The following is a 17888-nucleotide window of genomic DNA, read 5'->3' as shown; positions in this document are numbered from 1 at the left end:
CGGGCCGGAACGCCCGATTCGCCCCGGGTCCGGCCCGCCCCGGGATCTCCTCCGCTCAGCTGTCCGAGCCGAGCGCTTCCCTGGTCCGGGCCACGTCCTCGTCGATCTTCTTCACGAGATCGGCCGACGCGCCGAACCGCGCTTGATCCCGCAACCGGGTGACGAAGTCCAGTGCGACGTGCTGGCCGTAGAAGTCCTCGTCGACGTCCAGCACGAACGCCTCGACGGTGCGTTCGCGGCCGGAGAACGTCGGGTTCGTGCCCACCGACACCGCCGCGCGCAGCCGCCGGTCCGGGTCGGAGAGCCGGCTGAACCAGGCCGTGTAGACGCCGTCCGCGGGCACCGCGGCGAATCGCGCGGTGGACAGGTTGGCCGTCGGGTAGCCGAGGTCGTGGCCCCGGCCGTCGCCGCGGACGACGATGCCCTCCAGCCGGTGCGGGCGGCCGAGCGCGTCGGACGCGGCGACCACGTCGCCGGCGTCGATGCACGAGCGCACGTAGGTGGAGGAGAAGGTGATGTCGTTGGCGCCGCGGTCGTCGTCGAGCGAACGGCCCTGCAGCTCCGCGCCGTAGGCGACGAACCCGAAGCGGCGGCCGAGTTCGCGCAGCAGCGCGACGTTGCCCGCGGCCTTGGCCCCGAAGGTGAAGTTGTCGCCGACCAGCACCGCGCCCGCGTGCAGCCGGTCGACCAGCACCTCGTGCACGAACTCGTGCGGGCTGAGCCGGGACAGCTCCAGGGTGAAGGGCAGCACGCAGAACACGTCCACGCCGAGCCCCTCGACCAGCTGGGCCTTGCGCCGCAGGGTGGTCAGCTGCGCGGGATGGCTTCCCGGGCGCAGCACCTCGGACGGATGCGGGTCGAAGGTGAGCACCACGCTGGGCACTCCGCGTTCGGCTGCCGTCGCCACGGTGCGCTTGATCAGTTCCTGGTGCCCGCGGTGCACGCCGTCGAACACGCCGATGGTGACCACGCACCGTCCCCAGCCGCCCGGGAGGTCCCCGAGCCCACGCCACCGCTGCACTGTTGTCAACTCTCCCCGAGCAAGGTGCCTTTGCCCCCACCCTATGCGGGCAGGAGGACCACCACCGAGCGGGTCACTCCCTCAGTGTCGGACGCCAGCGCGAGCACGTGGCCGTCCGGCGCGAACAGGCCGTAGGTGCCCTCGATTCCGCCCGCCGGGATGCGCCTGCCGTATTGGACCGCCTTGGCCGTGGCCGCGTCGAGATCCCGGCGCGGGAACGCGGCGGCGACGGCCGCGTCGAGGTCCAAGGACAGTTCCGGTTTTTCCTCGAGCTGGTCGAGCGTGCGCGCGCGGGCGAGCGTGAACGGCCCGACTGTGGTGCGGCGCAAGGCTTTCAGGTGCCCGCCGACGCCGAGTCCGGCGCCGAGATCCCGGGCGAGCGCGCGGACGTAGGTGCCGGACGAGCATTCGACGATCGCGTCGATCTCGATCCGGTCGTCCTCGCGGCGAAGGCCGAGAACGTCGAACCGGTGCACGGTCACCGGCCGCGGCGGGAGGACGACGTCTTCTCCCGCGCGCACCCGGGCGTAGGCGCGCTTGCCGTCGATCTTGACGGCGGACACGGCGCTGGGCACCTGCTGGATATCGCCGGTCAGCGCGGCGATGCCGGCAGCGATCTGCTCGTCGGTGACCGCGGCGAGGGCTTCCGGCGCGGCATCGGTTTCGGCCATCGGTTCGCCTTCGGCGTCGTCGGTGGTGGTGGAGCGGCCGAGCGACAGGGTGGCGAGGTAGGTCTTGCGGTCGAGGGCGAGGTGGCCGAGGAGTTTGGTGGCGCGCTCGATGCCGAGGACGAGTACGCCGGTCGCCATCGGGTCGAGTGTGCCGGCGTGGCCGACCTTGCGGGTGCCCATGATCCGCCGCGCCCGCGCGACCACGTCGTGCGACGTCATTCCCGCCGGTTTGTCGACGATGAGCAGTCCGGGCGGAGGGGCGGGACGACGCGGTTCTTTCGGGCGAGACACGGCGGAAACCCTACCTAGACGGGGTTTCGCGAGTGGCGGGTGGTTCGGGCGGGCGTGCTGGGCGGCGGGAGGGGTGCGGTGTCTGGCTTGAGCGGCCGAGCAGCCGGGCTGGAGCGCAGAAGTCGGTTGGAGTCCAGCGCGCGGCCAGAGCGGCACGACGGAAGGGGCTCGGGCGAATGGCTTGAGCGGCCGGGGCGGCGGAAGCGGGCTGGAGTGCGCGCGAGCGGCCAGGCTGGCGATGAGGGGCTGGGTTGTCGTGTGTGGCAATGCCGGTTAGAACCGGCATTGCCACACACGAGCTCCCGGAGAGAGCAGGCCGGGCGGGGTGGCTGTCGCCGGGAAGGGTTCGGGCAGTTCGATCAGGCAGCGGCCACGGCTTCTTCCGGTGCGTGGTCCCAGCGGTGCCGCCGGATCTGGACCGGGACTTCCTCCCCGCGGGCCTCCGCGGCGAACACCTGGGCGCGGGCCCGTCGCCACCACACCAGCATCTTGGTCGCGCCGAACGCCAGGACGGCCACGATGACCAGCAGTGCGATCCGGAAATTGCCGCCGGTGGCCTGGAGCAGGATGCCGATCAGCAGGGCGGTCACAGTGGTCGCCATGAAGCCGCCGACGTTCACCACTCCGGTTGCGGTGCCTACGCGGGACAGCGGGTTGTAGTCGCGGGCGATGGCGAAGCCGATCATCGACGCCGGGCCGCCCAGGGTGAGGAATGCGAATGCCGGGACGAGGACGCCCACCGGGACGTGGCCGTTCCAGCCGAGCAGCACTGCCCATACGATCGCCGCACCGCTGAGATAGCCGATGACCAGCGGCACTCGCAGTGCCGGGGAGCGGCCGATCAGCGCGCCCAAGAGCGGGCCGCCCGCCATTGAGCCGAATACGAACACGGTCAGCAGGGCGCTTGCGGTCGCGGCGGGCAAACCCTCGCCTTGCACCAGGAATGGCATGCCCCACAACAGGGTCAGCACGTTCGGCGCGAACATCGTCGAGAAGTGCACCCAGAAACCCAGCCGAGTGCCGGGGGTTCGCCAAGCCAGCTTGACCTGCGTGGCCAGTTCCGCCGGGCGCACGGGTTCGCGCTTGCGTTCCGGCACGCCTTCGGGAGTATCGCGGACGCGCAGCGCGACCGGCACCGAGTACAGGACCGTCACCGCGCCGACGGCGAGGAAGGTGACTGTCCATCCTGGACCGTCGAGGAGCAGGGTGAGCGGGACCGTCGCGGCGAGGTTGCCGATGTAGCCGACGCACGAGGTGAAGGATGCGAGCAGCGCGTAACGATGGGCTGGGAAATGCGCCGCGACGAGGCGGAGGACGCTGACGAAGGTGAGCGCGTCGCCGAGGCCGAGGACGCCGCGCGCTACCAGGCCGAGCGCGTACGTGTCGGCGAGGCCGAGCAGGAGCTGCCCGGAGCCGAGGATCAGGACGGCGGCGGTGAGCACGCGACGCGGGCCATAGCGGTCGACCAGCACGCCGGTCGGGATCTGCATCGCCGCGTAGACACCGACCTGCAGGACGGTGAAGATGCCGAGCGCGGCGGATCCGACACCGAAGCGTTCGGCCGCTTTCAGCCCGGCGACGCCGAACGAGGTGCGGTGGAAGACGGCGAGCAGGTACACCGTGACCGCGGTGAGCCAGATGAGCCAGGACCGGACAGGGGCGCGGCCGGCGGGCGTCAAGGGTTCCTCCAGATGAGCAGGCGAGCGTCGGACAGAGGAGGACGACGACGCTGCCGCCTCGATAGTTGTATCGCCTCAGCAATCTCGATACATAGCCGTAACCGGGGTGTGTTTCACCACAGATCCACTTCGCCGCGGATTCCGACGACCGTTTCGCCGCCGACCCAGACGTCGTCGCCGTCCCGTTCGACGTGCACCCGCCCTCGCCTGCCGAGCTGCGTGCCCTGCGCCGCGACGTACGACTCGGGCGCGATGCCGTCGCCGATCAGCCACTGGCCGAGGGCCGCGTTGAGGCTGCCGGTGACCGGATCCTCGACGACGTCGCTGAACGCGCGGACCTCGAACGCCGTGTCGGACCCAGCCGGCTGCGCACCGGCGACGCCCACCTTGAACGAGCCGAGCGCACCGAAGTCCGGCTCGATCGCGAGGACGGTCGCCGCGTCGCGCAGCAGCAACGCGACCCAACCGGGGCCGTTGTCCGCCCAGCGCGCGTCGAGGACGTCACCGTCGCCGAGGCGCAGACCGCGCGTCACCGCGGCGAGATCGGCGTCGTCCACCGGACCGCCACGGCGCAGCGGAGGCGCGGCGAACGCCAGCCGGTCGCCGTCGCGGCGCACCCGGACCAGCCCGACCCCGCATTCCTGCACGAGGTGCCCGGCTTTCGGCACTCCCCCGGCGGCCAGCCACGCCCGCGCCGACCCGAGCGTCGGATGTCCGGCGAACGGCAGCTCGCCGTGCGGGGTGAAGATCCGCACGCGGTAGTCGGCGGCCGGGTCGGACGGCTCCAGCAGGAACGTGGTCTCGCTGAGGTTCGTCCAGCTGGCGAACGCGGCCATCCGCTCGTCGGACAGCCCGTCCGCGCCGTGCACGACAGCGAGCGGGTTGCCTCGGGTGAGCTCGTCGGTGAAGACGTCGACCTGGGTGAACTTCGGCATGCGCCCACCCTCGCATCCGCCGGGCGACGGCGGCGAGCGGGTTTCGCCGTCATGCCATCAGGCCTCCCTCACCGCGCCGACCACGGCCCACCGCCCGGACCGCCATCGCGCCACCACGGCCGCCAGCCGGAACACCATGAACAGCGACAGTCCGGTCCAGATCCCGCTCAATCCCCAGCCCAGCGCCAGCGACAGCCAGATCAGCGGCAGGAATCCGAGACCGGCGCTGACGAGCGTCGCGGTGCGGAGGAAGGCGGCGTCGCCCGCACCGAGGAGGACGCCGTCGAGAGCGAACACCACTCCCGCGATCGGTTGCAGCGCAACGAAGAACCACCACGCGTGCGGGATTTCGCCGAGCACTCCCGGATCGGACGTGAACGCGTGCGGCAGGACGCTCCACAACGCGGCGAACAGCACGCACAGGAAACAGCCGAGGACGAGGCCGTATCCGGTGATCTGGTTGGCCACCCCGCGCGCCTGCCGCGCCGCTCCCGCGCCGAGCGCCGCGCCGACGAGCGATTGCGCCGCGATCGCCACTGAATCGAGCACCAGGGACAGGAACGTCCAGAGCTGCAGGACCACCTGGTGCGCCCCGACCGCCTCGGTCGAGGTGCGCGCGGCCACCGCGGCGGCGGACACGAAGCACGCCTGGAACGCGAAACTGCGCAGCACCAGGTCCCGGCCGAGACCCAGTTGTGCCCGCATCACCGCGAAATCCGGCCGCAATGGCACCTTTTCGCGCACCAGCGCGGCGACGAACATCGACGCGGACACGACCTGCGCGACGACGTTCGCGATCGCCGACCCCTCCAGCCCGAGATCGGCGACGTACACCAGCACTGGGCACAGTACGGCCGAGATTCCGTTGCCCGCCAAGACATAGCGCAGCGGACGGGTGGCGTCCTGCACGCCGCGCATCCAGCCGTTGCCCGCCATGGTGATGAGGATGAGCGGCGCGCCGAACAACGCGATCCGCAGCCAGGAGACAGCCGCCGCGGCGATCTCGTCACTGCCCGAAAGCGCGCGGGTGATCGGCTCCGCCAGCAGTTGCCCCGCGACGAGCAGCACCAGCCCGACCAGCACGCCGAGCCAGGTGGCCTGCACGCCCTCGCGGACCGCGTCGGCGCGCCTGCCCGCGCCGTGCAGTCGCGCGGTGCGCGAGGTGGTGCCGTAGGACAGGAAGGTGAGCTGCGTGGAGACCTGCGACAACACCACGCCGCCCAGCGCGAGGCCGGCGAGCGGCAGCGCCCCGAGATGGCCGACGACGGCGGTGTCGACCAGCACGTAGAGCGGCTCGGCGGCGAGCACGCCGAGCGCGGGCACGGCGAGCCCGAACACTCGGCGGGGCGGGATGCGGTCACCGCTTACGGCGGTGGTCGTGGCGTTTTCGGACACGGGGACGAGAGTAGCTACCGGGTCCGACAATTCCGGCGGGGCGGAGGGGTTGGGTTCACCGAGGTAGGTGACGGGGGCCGGGGAATTGGTTGTGGGGCAAGGGAATTCGACTGGGGGCGCGGCGGGTTCCTGGGATGTGGGAGGTTTGTTCGGGTGGTGCGGCTTTGGCTGGGGGCATGCAGGACGGGCATGTCTGGGAACGCGGCCGACCGGCGGCGGTTCGGAGGTGGCGGCGGTTCGGCTTTTGGCTGCGAGCACACGGGACGGACACACCTGGGAGCACGGCCAATCGGCGGCGTTTCAGCAGGACGGACGTTCAGCTGGCTCAACCTCGGCCGCGGGCACTCCAGACGGACGCATCCAGGAGCGCCGCGGACCGGCCGCGTCTCGGGCGGCGCGGCATTCGACGGGTTCGGCTTCGGCCGCGGACATTCCAGACGGACGCGCCCCGGAGCGCCACGGACGGCCACGTCCCGGGCGGGGCGGACATTCGACTGGCCCGGCTTCGGCCGCGGGCACTCCAGACGGACGCACGCCGGAGCGCCGCGAACCGGCCACATCTCGGGCGGCACGGCATTCGACTGGCCCGGCTTCGGCCGCGGGCACTCCAGACAGACGCACCCCGGAGCGCCGCGAACCGGCCACATCTCGGACGGCGCGGACATTCGACTGGCCCGGCTTCGGCCGCGGACATGCCGGACAGGCACCCGGGAACACGGCCAACCGGCCGCGTCTTGGAGCTGGAGGTCAGTCCGCGGCCGGCGCCAGCATCTCCCGTGATCGGCCAACAGGTGCAGCTGCGCGCCGAGAGACCGTCCCCAGCGGTGCTGGCGAACCGGTGCCAGAAGCCCCGCCCGGTTCAGGAAGCTCGCAGCAGCGGTGCCCGCCCCAACGCGTCACGCAGCCGGTCCAGTACCTCCTCTGCCGGGCCCTCCGCCGTGCATCCAGCCGCCATCCGGTGGCCTCCCCCGCCGAACTCCGCGGCGGCGGCTGACACGTCGATGTCACCGGCGGAGCGCAGCGAGACTGTCCACACTGGACCAGGCCCGGCCTCCTTCAGCACAGCCGCGACGCCAGCCTCCCGAGTGGCGCGCACCACGTCGATCACCGACTCGACCTCTTCCAGTCGCACCGTCGCCGCGGCAGCCGCGCGGACTACCGTGTGGACGAAGCCGAATCCTTGCGCCCCTTCGGGTTCCAGCCTCGCCTCGGAGAGGACCGTCGCCAGCATCGGCAGCCAGGCGAACGGGTGGTCGTCGACGATTCGGCGGGCGACCTCGCCCGGGTCGGCCCCGGCTTCCAGGAGGCGCGCGGCGATTCGGTGCGTTTCGGGGCTTGCCCGGCGGAAGCCGCTCGTGTCGGTGACCACTCCGGCGTACAGGCAGCGTGCGGCGGCCTCGTCCAACTCGACGCCCATTGCCTCGATGATGCGCGTGACCAGGATCGCCGTCGCTTCGGCGGACTCGTCCACGACGTGGTGGGTGCCGTAGCGGGCGTTCGTCGCGTGGTGGTCGACGACCAGGACCGGAGCGCCCGCGTCGCGGACCGCGGCGACGCGCGGGGCGAGCCTGCCCAGGCGGGCCAGGGTCGGGGTGTCCAGTGCGACCAGGAGGCCGTCGGTCGGAGGGAGGGCGTCGACCGGGGTGATCAGGCCGTCGACGTCCAGCCAGGCGAGCGTTTCCGGGGCCTCGTCCGGCTCTCCGAAGGCGACCCGCACGCGAGCGCCGCCGCGATGCAGCACGTGGCCTAGGGCCAGCGCGCTGCCGAGGGCGTCCGCGTCGGGGCGCACGTGTCCGAGCAGCGTCACGTCGGTGGCCCCGGCCAGCAGTGCGGCGGCGGCCTCGATGTCCTGTACCAGGGAAGCTGTCACAAAGTGTCACGCTACGCTCTGCGGGATGCCTGAGTACGTGATCCTCGTTCTTCCTTCCGCCAACCGCGTGTACGCCGCGTCGTCGCCGGCGCTGCTGCGCGCCGAGCTGGCGGCCTTCGGCGCTGGTCTTTCCGCCGAAGTGTCGGCGATCGAAGAGATCGAACTCGGCGGCGTCGGGTACGTGAAATTCGCCTGCGCGGCCCCTCTCGGTGAGCGAGACTTGGCGCTGCTGTCGAACCTGTCCTCGCTGTACGCCCTGTTCGAACTGGGCGACGGCGTGCTGCGGCCGGTCGCCGTGCATCCGCTGGCGAAGGCCGACTCGGACCTGCTGACCATCCAGAAGTACCCCGGCAAAACCAACGAGCAGTTCACCAAACTGCTGCTCAACCTCACCCTGCTGGCGACGGCGCGGCCGGCGGACTGGCCGGACCGCGAACTGCACCTGCTCGACCCCCTGTGCGGCCGCGGGACGACGCTCAACCAGGCCGTGATGTACGGCTTCGACGCCACCGGCCTGGACGTCGACGAGCGCGATTTCGAAGCGTACGAACAGTTCGTGAAGACGTGGCTGCGCACGAAGCGCGTGAAGCACACCGCGGAGGCCGGGCAGCTGCGCCGCAACAAGGTCCGGCTTGGCCGTCGGCTGGACATCGAGTACGCGTTCGACAAGGACGACTACAAGGCCGGCCGCGTCCGGCGGCTCAGCTACCTCAACACGGACACCCTGACCACCGACGAGGTCCTTCGCCCGGCGTCGGTGGATCTCATCGTGACCGACGCGCCGTACGGCGTGCAGCACGGCAGCCACCGCGAGACCGGCCTGGCCCGCAGCCCGCGCGACCTTCTCGCGGCGGCGGTCCCGGTGTGGAACCGGGTGCTGCGCCCGGGCGGGGCGATGGGGATCTCGTGGAACACGCATGTGCTGCCGCGAGAGGAACTGGTGGCGATCCTGGAACGCGCGGGGCTGACGGTGCGGTCGGGCGGGCCTTATGAGGAGCTGGCGCATCGGGTGGATCAGGCGATCGTGCGGGATCTTGTGGTGGCGGGAAAGCCGGTCTGAATTCGCGCTGGGCATTGTTGTTACCGCGCGCCCAGGCCACCGGTGTTACCCATTGCCTGCACGACCCCGGCTACCCGAACCGGTGATCCCGCTACGCCAGCCGCGGCCCGATGAACCGCAGCACCTCCGGCAGCACGCCCCGCCAGTACTCCGACGTGTGCTCTCCCGCGGTGATCCGCGAGACCTCCGGTTTGGCGCTGCTGATCAGCTTCCGGTTGGCCGCCAGGAACGGATCCCCGTCGCCGCACCACACGCCGAGGCCTCGGGTCGGGAGTTCGTCCACGTGCTGCAGCGGTTCGGCGGCCGTCCAGTCGTCCTGGGACGGGAAGATGTGCCGGGTGCGGGCTTCGGGCCAGGTGCGGAACAGGGCCGCGCTGCAGGTGGCCACGGCGCGGACGTCGCGGCGGCGCCGGGCGAGGTTCAGGGCTCCGAAGCCGCCCATGGAGATGCCGAGGACGCCGGTCATCGGGCGGAGACCGGCTTCGGAGAGCCAGCCGGGGAGTTCGTCGGCGAGCATGCGGCGCGGGTCGTCGCTGCCGTCGGGGACCCAGTAGTGGCTGCCGTCGACCGCGACGACCGCGAACGGCGGGACGCCGGACCGCACCGCGGCGGTGAGGGCCGCGGGCAGGTCCAGGTCCAGGAAGGTGCGGGCGTTCGACCCGCGACCGTGCAGCGCGACGCAGACCGGCAGGCCGAGGCTGGGCACGCCGTCGGGCGTCATGAGCACTACGTCGACGTCCCGGCCGCGGGCCGCGGAGTGCCTGCGGTGGATCGTGATCGACGCCTTCAGGGGCGACGGGCTGGAGGCCGGGGCAGCCGAGGACGGCGCAGCCACCGGGGCGGAGCGCCCGGTGCAGGCGGAGACGAGCGCCGCGGCACTGCCGAACAGCAGGCCGCGTCGCGTGACACCGGGCTTTGACCGCATCGCTTCAGCCGCGCGTCTCCTCTTCTGCTTGCTCCTCGTCCTCGTCGGCACGAGGAGCTTTGTAAGGGTCCGCGTCGCCCGCGGGCTGGGCGCCGGTCGCCCGGCGCGCCACCTCGGCGTCCGACTCGCGGGCCTTCGCCAGCAGCTCTTCGATGCGGCGGGCGTCGTCGGGGACGCTGTCCGCGACGAAGGTGAGCGTCGGGGTGTAGCGGACGCCGGTGCCCTGTCCCACCTTGGTGCGCAGGACGCCGCGCGCGGCTTCCAGCGCGGCCGCGGCGCTCGCGAAGTCCGGCTCCGCGTCGAGGCTTTCGCCGAGCACCGTGTAGTACACCGTGGCGTCGTGCAGGTCCGCAGTGACGCGGGCGTCGGTGATGGTCACCGAGCCCAAACGCGGGTCCTTGACGTCGTGTTCGATCGCCGAGGCCACGATCTGCGAGATCCGCTTGGCGAGCTTGCGTGCCCGAGCGGGATCGGCCATGGCTGAGGTCTCCTTCTCCGGGTTTTCCGGATGTCCGGGTGTTTCTAGTCGTCCGGGCCGAGCAGCCGGCGGCGCGCGGAGAGCAGTTCGAACTCGGGGCGTCCGGCCGCGAACCGCTCGCACGCGTCGAGCACGTCCCGGATGTGCTCGCCGTCGGGGGCGACCGCGGCGACGCCGATGAGCGCGCGCCGGTGCAGGTCCAGATGTCCCGCCTCGGCGACCGAGACGGAAAACCGCTTCCGCAGTTCGGCCACCACCGGCCGCACCACGGATCGTTTCTGCTTCAACGAATGCACGTCGTCGAGCAGCAGGTCGAGCTCCAAGGCTCCGACAAACATAGGCAGCGAAGTTGTGCCGCGAACGCGGTCCGGGGTGCGCGCTCGGCACACCCCGGACCGTTGGCTCACGCGCGGGGCTTCTCCCGCTGTTCGTAGGTCTCGATCACGTCGTCGACCTTGATGTCGCTGTACGAGCCCAGCGTGAGACCGCACTCGTACCCTTCCCGGACCTCGACCACGTCGTCCTTGAAGCGGCGCAGCGAGTTGATCGGCAGGTTCTGCGCCACGACGTTGCCGTCGCGCAGGAGGCGGGCCTTGGCGTTGCGCCGGATCTCGCCGGACATGACCAGGCAACCCGCGATCGTGCCGATCTTGGAGGACTTGAAGACGTCCCGGACCTCGGCGCGGCCCAGTTCGACCTCTTCGTACTCCGGCTTGAGCATGCCCTTCAGGGCCTGCTCGATCTCCTCGATCGCCTGGTAGATGACCGTGTAGTAGCGCACGTCGACGCCCTCGCGGGTGGCCCGCTCGGTCGCCTTGCCCTGCGCCCGGACGTTGAACCCGAGGACGATCGCGTCGGACGCGGTCGCCAGGTCGATGTCCGATTCGGTCACGCCGCCGACGCCGCGGTGCACGACGTGCAGTTCGACGTCTTCGCCGACGTCCAGCTGCAGCAGCGCCGCTTCGAGCGCCTCGACGGTACCCGAGTTGTCGCCCTTGATGATCAGGTTGAGGCTGCTCGTCTCCTTCAAGGCGGAGTCGAGGTCCTCGAGGCTGACCCGCTTGCGGCGCGACGCGTTGAGCGCGTTGCGGGTGCGGGCGGAGCGGCGCTCGGCGATCTGCCGGGCGACGCGGTCCTCGTCGACCACCAGGAAGGTGTCGCCCGCTCCCGGCACCGAGGTGAACCCGATGACCTGGACCGGACGCGAGGGCAGCGCCTCGGTGACGTCCTCGTTGTGCTCGTCGACCATCCGGCGGACGCGGCCGTAGGCGTCGCCCGCCACGACCGAGTCGCCCACGCGCAGCGTGCCGCGCTGGACCAGGACGGTGGCCACCGGGCCGCGACCGCGGTCGAGGTGCGCCTCGATCGCGACGCCCTGGGCCTCCATGTCCGGGTTGGCCCGGAGGTCCAGAGCCGCGTCCGCGGTCAGCAGGATCGCCTCGAGAAGCCCGTCGATGTTGATGTTCTCCCGTGCGGAGATCTCGACGAACATCGTGTCGCCGCCGTATTCCTCGGCGATGAGGTTGTACTCGGTGAGCTGCTGCCGGATCTTGTCCGGGTTCGCGCCCTCCTTGTCGATCTTGTTGATCGCGACCACGATCGGGGCCTTGGCGGCCTGCGCGTGGTTGATCGCCTCCACCGTCTGCGGCATGACGCCGTCGTCGGCCGCCACCACGATCACCGCGATGTCGGTCGAGTTCGCGCCACGGGCACGCATGGCGGTGAACGCCTCGTGACCCGGGGTGTCGATGAAGGTGATCAGCCGCTCGACGCCTTCGAGCTCGGTCTCGATCTGGTAGGCGCCGATGTGCTGGGTGATCCCGCCGGCCTCGCTCTCGCGGACCTTCGTCTTGCGGATCGTGTCCAGCAGTCGCGTCTTGCCGTGGTCGACGTGACCCATGATGGTGACGACCGGCGGCCGGACCTGCAGGTCCTCCTCGCCGCCCTCGTCCTCGCCATAGGTGATGTCGAAGGTTTCGAGCAGCTCGCGGTCCTCCTCCTCGGGGGAGACGACCTGGACGACGTAGTTCATCTCGCCGCCGAGCAGCTCGAGGATGTCGTCCGACACGGACTGCGTCGCGGTGACCATCTCGCCGAGGTGGAAGAGCACCTGCACCAGCGAAGCCGGGTTGGCGTCGATCTTCTCGGCGAAGTCGGTCAGCGAAGCGCCGCGCGGCAGCCGGATCGTCTCGCCCTGCCCCTTGGGCAGGCGGACGCCGCCGACGCTGGGCGCCTGCATGTTGTCCATGTACTCCTGGCGCTTCTGCCGCTTCGACTTGCGGCCCTTGCGCGAGGGTCCGCCGGGACGGCCGAAGGCACCGGCCGTGCCGCCGCGACCGCCCGGGCCGCCACGACCGCCGCCGCCACCGCGGAAACCGCCGCCGCCGGCCGGGGCGCCACCGCCGCCGCCCGGACGGAAGCCGCCACCGCCGCCACCGCCGCCGGGACGGAAACCGCCGCCACCGCCGCCGCCACCGGGGCCGCCGCGGAAGCCGCCGCCACCGCCGCCGCCAGGACGACCGCCGCCGCCGGGACGACCGCCGCCGCCGGGACCGCCTCGGCCGCCTGCCGGTCCGGCAGGACGGGCGCGGCCCGGCATCATGCCGGGGTTCGGGCGCGGGGGCATGTTGCCCGGGCTCGGCCGGTTGCCGCCGCCCTGGCCGCCGCCGGGACGCGGCGGACGGGTGTCGCCGCCCTGGCCGCCGCCCGGACGCGGGGGACGGTTGTCGCCGCCCTGGCCGGGGCCGGGGCGCGGGGCGGGCGGACGCGGGGCCGGGGAACCGGAGCCGACGCCGAACGGGTTGTTGCCGACCCGCGGCGGGCGCGGACCGGGACGCGGGCCGCTGGGCTTGGGGCCCTGCGGCTTGGGCGGCACGACCGAACCGGCGGACGACGAGTCCTGCTGCTTCGGGGCCGGCTTGGGCGCGGCGGGCTCGGCCTTGGCGGCCGGGACCTCCGGAGCCGGGGCCGGCTGGGCCGGTGCGGGCGGGCGCGGACCGGGGCGCGGGCCGCCGGGCTTCGGGCCCGGGGACGCCGCCGGCTTGGCTGCCTGCGGACCCGGCTTCCCGGCCGGGGCCTGCTGCGGCGCGGGGGCCGGAGCGGACGGGGCCTGCGAAGCGGCGCTCTGCTGCTGCGGAGCGGGCGGCTTCGGGGCCGCCGGAGCGGGCCGCGGTCCCGGGGTGGGGCCGGGCTTCTTCCCGCCCTTGGCGGGGTACGCGTCGCGGAGCCGGCGGGCGACGGGCGCCTCGACGGTGGACGACGCGGACTTCACGAACTCGCCCTGCTCCTTGAGCTTGGCGAGAACTTCTTTGCTGGTGATGCCGAGCTCCTTAGCGAGCTCGTGTACACGGGCCTTGCCTGGCACAGCTCTCCTCATCTAGGGGAGGCCAGGCGGGGACCCGCTGACCTCGTCCTTATCGTCGCGCGTTCATGGCTTCAGCTTCACGGCTGACTCATGACGGGTCGACCTGCTTCCTTGTATCTCGCGATCCCGGGGTTGTCCCGGAGTCGTCGTCCGCGGCGAACGCCGCGTGGTCGTGCAGCCCCGCGGCCTCGAGCGCGCCCTGGACTCGAAGAGCCCGGGGGAACGCCCGCTTCCGCTCGGCTTTGGCCAGGCAGTCCGTTCCGGGGTGCAGCCACGCTCCCCGGCCCGGCAGCCGCCGACGTTCGTCGACGACCACCCGCCCGTCCGCCGCGACCACGCGCAGCAGTTCGCCGGTCAAGTCCCGTTTCCGGCAGCCGACACACGTGCGCACCGGCGACTGCCGGTGACGCTGGAGGTCGGGGGTGTCCCCAGTAGCCCTTCGCGGGTCTTGAACCGTTGTCGAGTCTAGCGCCTGCACCTTCAGTCGGCCGAACCGGTTGCCGCGGCGGGCCGCGCCTGGCCGGCGTGGTCTTGCTCACCCTCGGCCGGACCGGCCGGCTCGGCGGGCGCCGCGTCGCTCCGGATGTCGATCCGCCAGCCGGTGAGCCGGGCCGCCAGCCGGGCGTTCTGGCCTTCCTTGCCGATCGCGAGCGACAGCTGGAAGTCCGGGACGACGACCCTCGCCGTCTTGGCCCGCTCGTCCACGACACGTACCGAGACAACCTTCGCGGGCGACAATGCATTCCCGACGAACTTGGCCGGGTCGTCGGACCAGTCGATGATGTCGATCTTCTCGCCGGCGAGCTCGCTCATCACGTTCCGCACGCGCGCGCCCATCGGGCCGATGCAGGCGCCCTTGGCGTTGACGCCGGGGATGGTGGAGCGCACGGCGATCTTCGACCGGTGTCCCGGTTCGCGGGCGACCGCGGCGATCTCGACGGTGCCGTCGGCGATCTCCGGGACCTCCAGCGCGAACAGCTTGCGCACCAGGTTCGGGTGCGAGCGCGACAGCATGATCTGCGGGCCGCGGTTGCTGCGCGACACGCCGAACACGAACGCCTTGATCCGGGTGCCGTGCTCGTAGGACTCCCCCGCGACCTGCTCGGCCTGCGGCAGCACGCCCTCGGTGTCGCCGACCTGGATCACGACCATGCCGCGGGCGTTGGCGCGCGCGTCGCGCTGCACCACTCCGGCCACGATCTCGCCCTCCTTGGCGGAGAACTCGCCGTAGGTCTTCTCGTGCTCGGCGTCGCGCAGCCGCTGCAGGATGACCTGGCGCGCGGTGGTGGCGGCGATCCGGCCGAAGCCCTCGGGGGTGTCGTCCCATTCCTCGTCGACCTCGCCCTCGGAGGTGAGGGTGTGCGCGAGGACGCGGACGAGGCCGGTCTTGCGGTCGATGTCGATGCGGGCGTGCGACTGGTGGCCCTCGGTGTGCTTGTACGCGGTGAGCAGCGCGGTCTCGATGGCCTCGATGACCGTGTCGAAGGGGATGTCCTTGTCCCGTTCGATCGCCCGCAGCGCGGCGATGTCCACGTTCACTTCGACTCCTCCTTCTTTTCGTCTTCGTCCGCGGTCAGGGCTTTGAGGTCTTCGGCGGGCGGTTGCTTGAATTCGACTTCCACCACGGCTTTCGCGACGGACTGGTAGTGCACGTCCTTGATCCGGCCGTCGACGAGCGCGCGCACGCTCTTCTCGCCGGCGTGCCCGACGCGGGCGAGGTAGGCCGCGCCCTCGACGGGCGTGATCTTGACGAGGCGGAAGCGGGCGCGCCGCCAGTGCCGCTGCTGGGTGAGCGGCCGGTCGAGGCCGGGAGAGGTGACTTCGAGCGTGTAGGCGCTCGCCAGCACGTGCTCGTTCTCGTCGAGTGCGGCCGAGACGGTGCGGCTGACTTCGGCGACCTCGTCCAGCCCGACGCCGTCGTCGGAGTCGACGACCACCTTCACCAGCTGTCGCCGTCCGGCTTGCTGCACCTCGAGCGAGTCGAGGTCGAAGCCCGCGGTCGTGACGGCTTCGGCCACGATCGGCTCCAGCCGGCTGGCGAGTTCGTTGGGCACGTGGAGCACTCCTGTTCGGCCTGTTGGTCAGTGGAGGTCAAGCTTATCCTGCGCCCCCGCGAAGACGCGCGAGCGGCGGCGCACCCGGGCGGCCTGGCAGGATGGGCCGACGTGACCGCAGACCTCTCCCGGCGCGCCGTGCTGCGTCTGGGCGCACTGAGCGCCACTGTCGCCGCGGCTGTGCCGCTCGCCGCCTGCTCGGGCGGCTACGACGACGCCCCCGATCCGCTGGCCCCGCTGCTGGCGATGGCCGAGGCGGACGCCGCCGCGGCAAGGAAGCTGCCGTCCGGCGGCGACGCGGCCGGCCAGGTGGCCGACGCCAGAGCCGCGCAGGCGGCCGCGCTGAAGGCCGAGGTGGACCGGCTCAACCGGCCCAAGAAGGCGGCGAACGTCCCGCCCGCGCCCGCTGATCTGGGCGGGTTCAAGGACCGGCTGGCCGCCGCGCGCAAGCAGGCCGAGGACCTGGTGGCGGCGCTGCCCGCGTACCGGGCCGGTCTCGTCGCCTCGGTGGCCGCCGGATGCGCCGGGCTGCAGCGGATCGCGCCGGAGCTCGGGCCGGGCGCCGACGCGAAGGCCGCGGCCGCGCCGTCGTCGGTGCCGAAGGAAGCGGTGGATTCGCTGCAGAAGGCGCTGGCGGCCGAGCACGCGTCGTTGTGGGTGTACGGGCTGGTGACGGCGTTCCTGCCGGGTGATTTCGGGGACGCGGTGAAGGCCGGGCGCGCGGAGCACACCGCGCGACGCGATGTGGTGACGCAGATGATCACTTCGGCTTCGGCGACGCCGGTGGCTCCTGAAGCCGCGTACGTGCCGCCTAAGCCGGTTACGGACACTGCTTCGGCTGCTGCGCTCGTGGCGAGCGCGGAGGCGGACACGGCGGCGGCTTGGCTTGCCGTGCTTACGCATACCGACGACGCGGGGTTGCGCGGGATGGCGTTGCAGGCGTTGGTGGCTGCTTCGCGGCGCGGGATGCCTTGGCGGCAGGAGGCCGGTCAGAAGCCTGCTGCGGTGGCGTTGCCTGGGCAGCCCTCGTAGAGGGTCGTGAGTGCGGATGCCGGTTCTAAGCGGGATATGCACGCACGAGACCACGCCAGCGGAGCTTGGTGGACGCGCGGCTTGAGGGGGCGACGCACGCCCGCCCGAGCCACTTGTGCGGTTGCGACGCGGCGGGCTGTCCGGGCGGAGGACGCGGGCGCGATGCCCGCCGAGGTCGCGCCCCAGCTGGCGCGGAGCTCGAAACAGCAGTGCAGCACCACGCGGCGCGGGATGCCTTGGCGGCAGGAGGCGGGTCAGAAGCCCGCCGCCGTTGCACTCCCCGGGCAGCCCTCGTCGCACCAGCCCGCCGACCCGGCGTGCGCCGACGATGATCGGCACGGTCAGCGCGACGATGCCCAGCCCGGTCCGCAGCACCCCGAACCCCTTGCCGTACTGCAGGAACGAGGCGTTCACATAGAACAGCGCGAACATGCCGAAGAAGATCGTCGTCATCCCCAGGCAGGCGCTGCGCAGCTCGGGCGAGCGGAACACGCGGGGATCCAGCAGTGGATGCTCGACCGACAGCTCGACGAACACCCACAGCGCGAACAGCACGACGGCACAGCCGAATCCGGCGATCACGACCGTGCTGCCCCACCCCGCCTCGGGCCCCTCGACGATGCCGACCAGCAGTGCCACCGAGGCTCCGACGAGCAAGGCCGTTCCCAGCGGATCGAGTCGCCGGTCGTGCCGCGGTGACACCGGCGCGAACAGGGCCACCAGCACCACGAGAACCAGCGCGATCGGCACCACCGCCACGAACAGCCACCGCCAGGATCCTCCGGACAGGATCGCCCCGCCGCCGACATTGCCGACGACACCACCGATGCCGGTCATCGACGCCCAGGTCGCGACGGTCGGGCCCCGGCGTTCGGCGGCGACGGCGTGCAGCAGCACCGCCAGCGTATTGGGCAGTACGGCGGCGGCGCCCACCCCGGTGAGCGCCCGGCCGAGGAGCAGGACCGCGATGTTCGGCGCGACGGCGGACAGCAGTGCACCGCTCGCGAACACCACCAGACCGGCGATCAGCACGCCCTTGCGGCCGAACCGATCTCCCGCCGCCCCACCGGGAATCACCAGGCAGGCGAACACGATCACATACGAGTCGACGAT

Annotated in this window: 15 protein-coding genes and 1 pseudogene; 2 read left to right on the top strand and 14 right to left on the bottom strand. The window is 71.8% G+C overall.

Annotated elements, in window-relative coordinates; genetic code table 11:
• Nucleotides 1-55 precede the first annotated feature (55 nt).
• The 6 genes from ACWDNU_RS35690 to ACWDNU_RS35665 form a co-directional block, all read right to left on the bottom strand.
• Nucleotides 56-1021 (bottom strand): bifunctional riboflavin kinase/FAD synthetase, encoded by a 966-nt coding sequence (locus ACWDNU_RS35690; RefSeq protein ID WP_370935882.1) that lies wholly within the window; start codon nt 1019-1021, stop codon nt 56-58.
• A gap of 41 nt (nt 1022-1062) precedes the next feature.
• Nucleotides 1063-1983, bottom strand: coding sequence for a tRNA pseudouridine(55) synthase TruB (gene truB / locus ACWDNU_RS35685; RefSeq protein WP_449672120.1), 921 nt, complete (start codon nt 1981-1983; stop codon nt 1063-1065).
• Nucleotides 1984-2342: 359 nt separating this feature from the next.
• Nucleotides 2343-3662: an MFS transporter gene (locus ACWDNU_RS35680; RefSeq protein WP_449672119.1), complete on the bottom strand. Its 1320-nt coding sequence runs from the start codon at nt 3660-3662 to the stop codon at nt 2343-2345.
• Nucleotides 3663-3775: 113 nt separating this feature from the next.
• Entirely contained in the window at nt 3776-4597 is an 822-nt protein-coding gene (locus ACWDNU_RS35675) for a PhzF family phenazine biosynthesis protein (protein ID WP_449672118.1), read from the bottom strand.
• Between the two features lie 57 nt (nt 4598-4654).
• Nucleotides 4655-5992, bottom strand: a complete 1338-nt coding sequence (locus tag ACWDNU_RS35670) for an MATE family efflux transporter (RefSeq protein WP_449672117.1) — start codon at nt 5990-5992, stop codon at nt 4655-4657.
• 859 nt (nt 5993-6851) lie between these two features.
• Nucleotides 6852-7862, bottom strand: a complete 1011-nt coding sequence (locus ACWDNU_RS35665; RefSeq protein WP_370935877.1) for a DHH family phosphoesterase — start codon at nt 7860-7862, stop codon at nt 6852-6854.
• Between the two features lie 25 nt (nt 7863-7887).
• On the opposite strand from ACWDNU_RS35665, the gene ACWDNU_RS35660 reads away from it, so the two are divergent.
• Nucleotides 7888-8922 carry a TRM11 family SAM-dependent methyltransferase gene (locus ACWDNU_RS35660; protein ID WP_449672116.1) on the top strand — a complete coding sequence of 345 codons (1035 nt, stop codon included), beginning with the start codon at nt 7888-7890 and terminating at the stop codon, nt 8920-8922.
• 91 nt (nt 8923-9013) lie between these two features.
• Here the strand turns inward: ACWDNU_RS35660 and ACWDNU_RS35655 are convergent, their stop codons facing one another.
• The 7 genes from ACWDNU_RS35655 to rimP form a co-directional block, all read right to left on the bottom strand.
• Nucleotides 9014-9847 (bottom strand): alpha/beta hydrolase, encoded by an 834-nt coding sequence (locus ACWDNU_RS35655; RefSeq protein WP_370935875.1) that lies wholly within the window; start codon nt 9845-9847, stop codon nt 9014-9016.
• A 4-nt stretch (nt 9848-9851) separates the two neighbouring features.
• Nucleotides 9852-10325 (bottom strand): 30S ribosome-binding factor RbfA, encoded by a 474-nt coding sequence (rbfA, locus tag ACWDNU_RS35650; protein ID WP_370935874.1) that lies wholly within the window; start codon nt 10323-10325, stop codon nt 9852-9854.
• Nucleotides 10326-10369: 44 nt separating this feature from the next.
• Nucleotides 10370-10663, bottom strand: a complete 294-nt coding sequence (locus tag ACWDNU_RS35645; protein WP_037812533.1) for a DUF503 domain-containing protein — start codon at nt 10661-10663, stop codon at nt 10370-10372.
• 65 nt (nt 10664-10728) lie between these two features.
• Nucleotides 10729-13689: a translation initiation factor IF-2 gene (infB, locus tag ACWDNU_RS35640; protein ID WP_449672115.1), complete on the bottom strand. Its 2961-nt coding sequence runs from the start codon at nt 13687-13689 to the stop codon at nt 10729-10731.
• Between the two features lie 88 nt (nt 13690-13777).
• A complete protein-coding gene (locus ACWDNU_RS35635) occupies nt 13778-14047 on the bottom strand; it encodes a YlxR family protein (protein WP_449672114.1) in 270 nt (89 codons plus the stop codon).
• A gap of 122 nt (nt 14048-14169) precedes the next feature.
• Nucleotides 14170-15228 (bottom strand): transcription termination factor NusA, encoded by a 1059-nt coding sequence (nusA, locus tag ACWDNU_RS35630; protein WP_344284628.1) that lies wholly within the window; start codon nt 15226-15228, stop codon nt 14170-14172.
• On the bottom strand, nt 15225-15743 hold the full coding sequence (gene rimP / locus ACWDNU_RS35625; protein ID WP_370935871.1) for a ribosome maturation factor RimP: 519 nt from the start codon (nt 15741-15743) through the stop codon (nt 15225-15227). The genes nusA and rimP overlap by 4 nt, the downstream gene beginning before the upstream one ends.
• 111 nt (nt 15744-15854) lie before the next feature.
• On the opposite strand from rimP, the gene ACWDNU_RS35620 reads away from it, so the two are divergent.
• Nucleotides 15855-16775 carry a ferritin-like domain-containing protein gene (locus tag ACWDNU_RS35620; protein ID WP_449672113.1) on the top strand — a complete coding sequence of 307 codons (921 nt, stop codon included), beginning with the start codon at nt 15855-15857 and terminating at the stop codon, nt 16773-16775.
• 291 nt (nt 16776-17066) lie between these two features.
• Here the strand turns inward: ACWDNU_RS35620 and ACWDNU_RS35615 are convergent.
• Nucleotides 17067-17888: pseudogene (locus ACWDNU_RS35615) on the bottom strand (MFS transporter); the annotation flags it as partial.

Source organism: Amycolatopsis sp. NPDC003676, from assembly GCF_053587275.1.
Note: the sequence above shows the minus strand (reverse complement) of the source record. Positions and strands in the feature narration are given on the sequence as shown.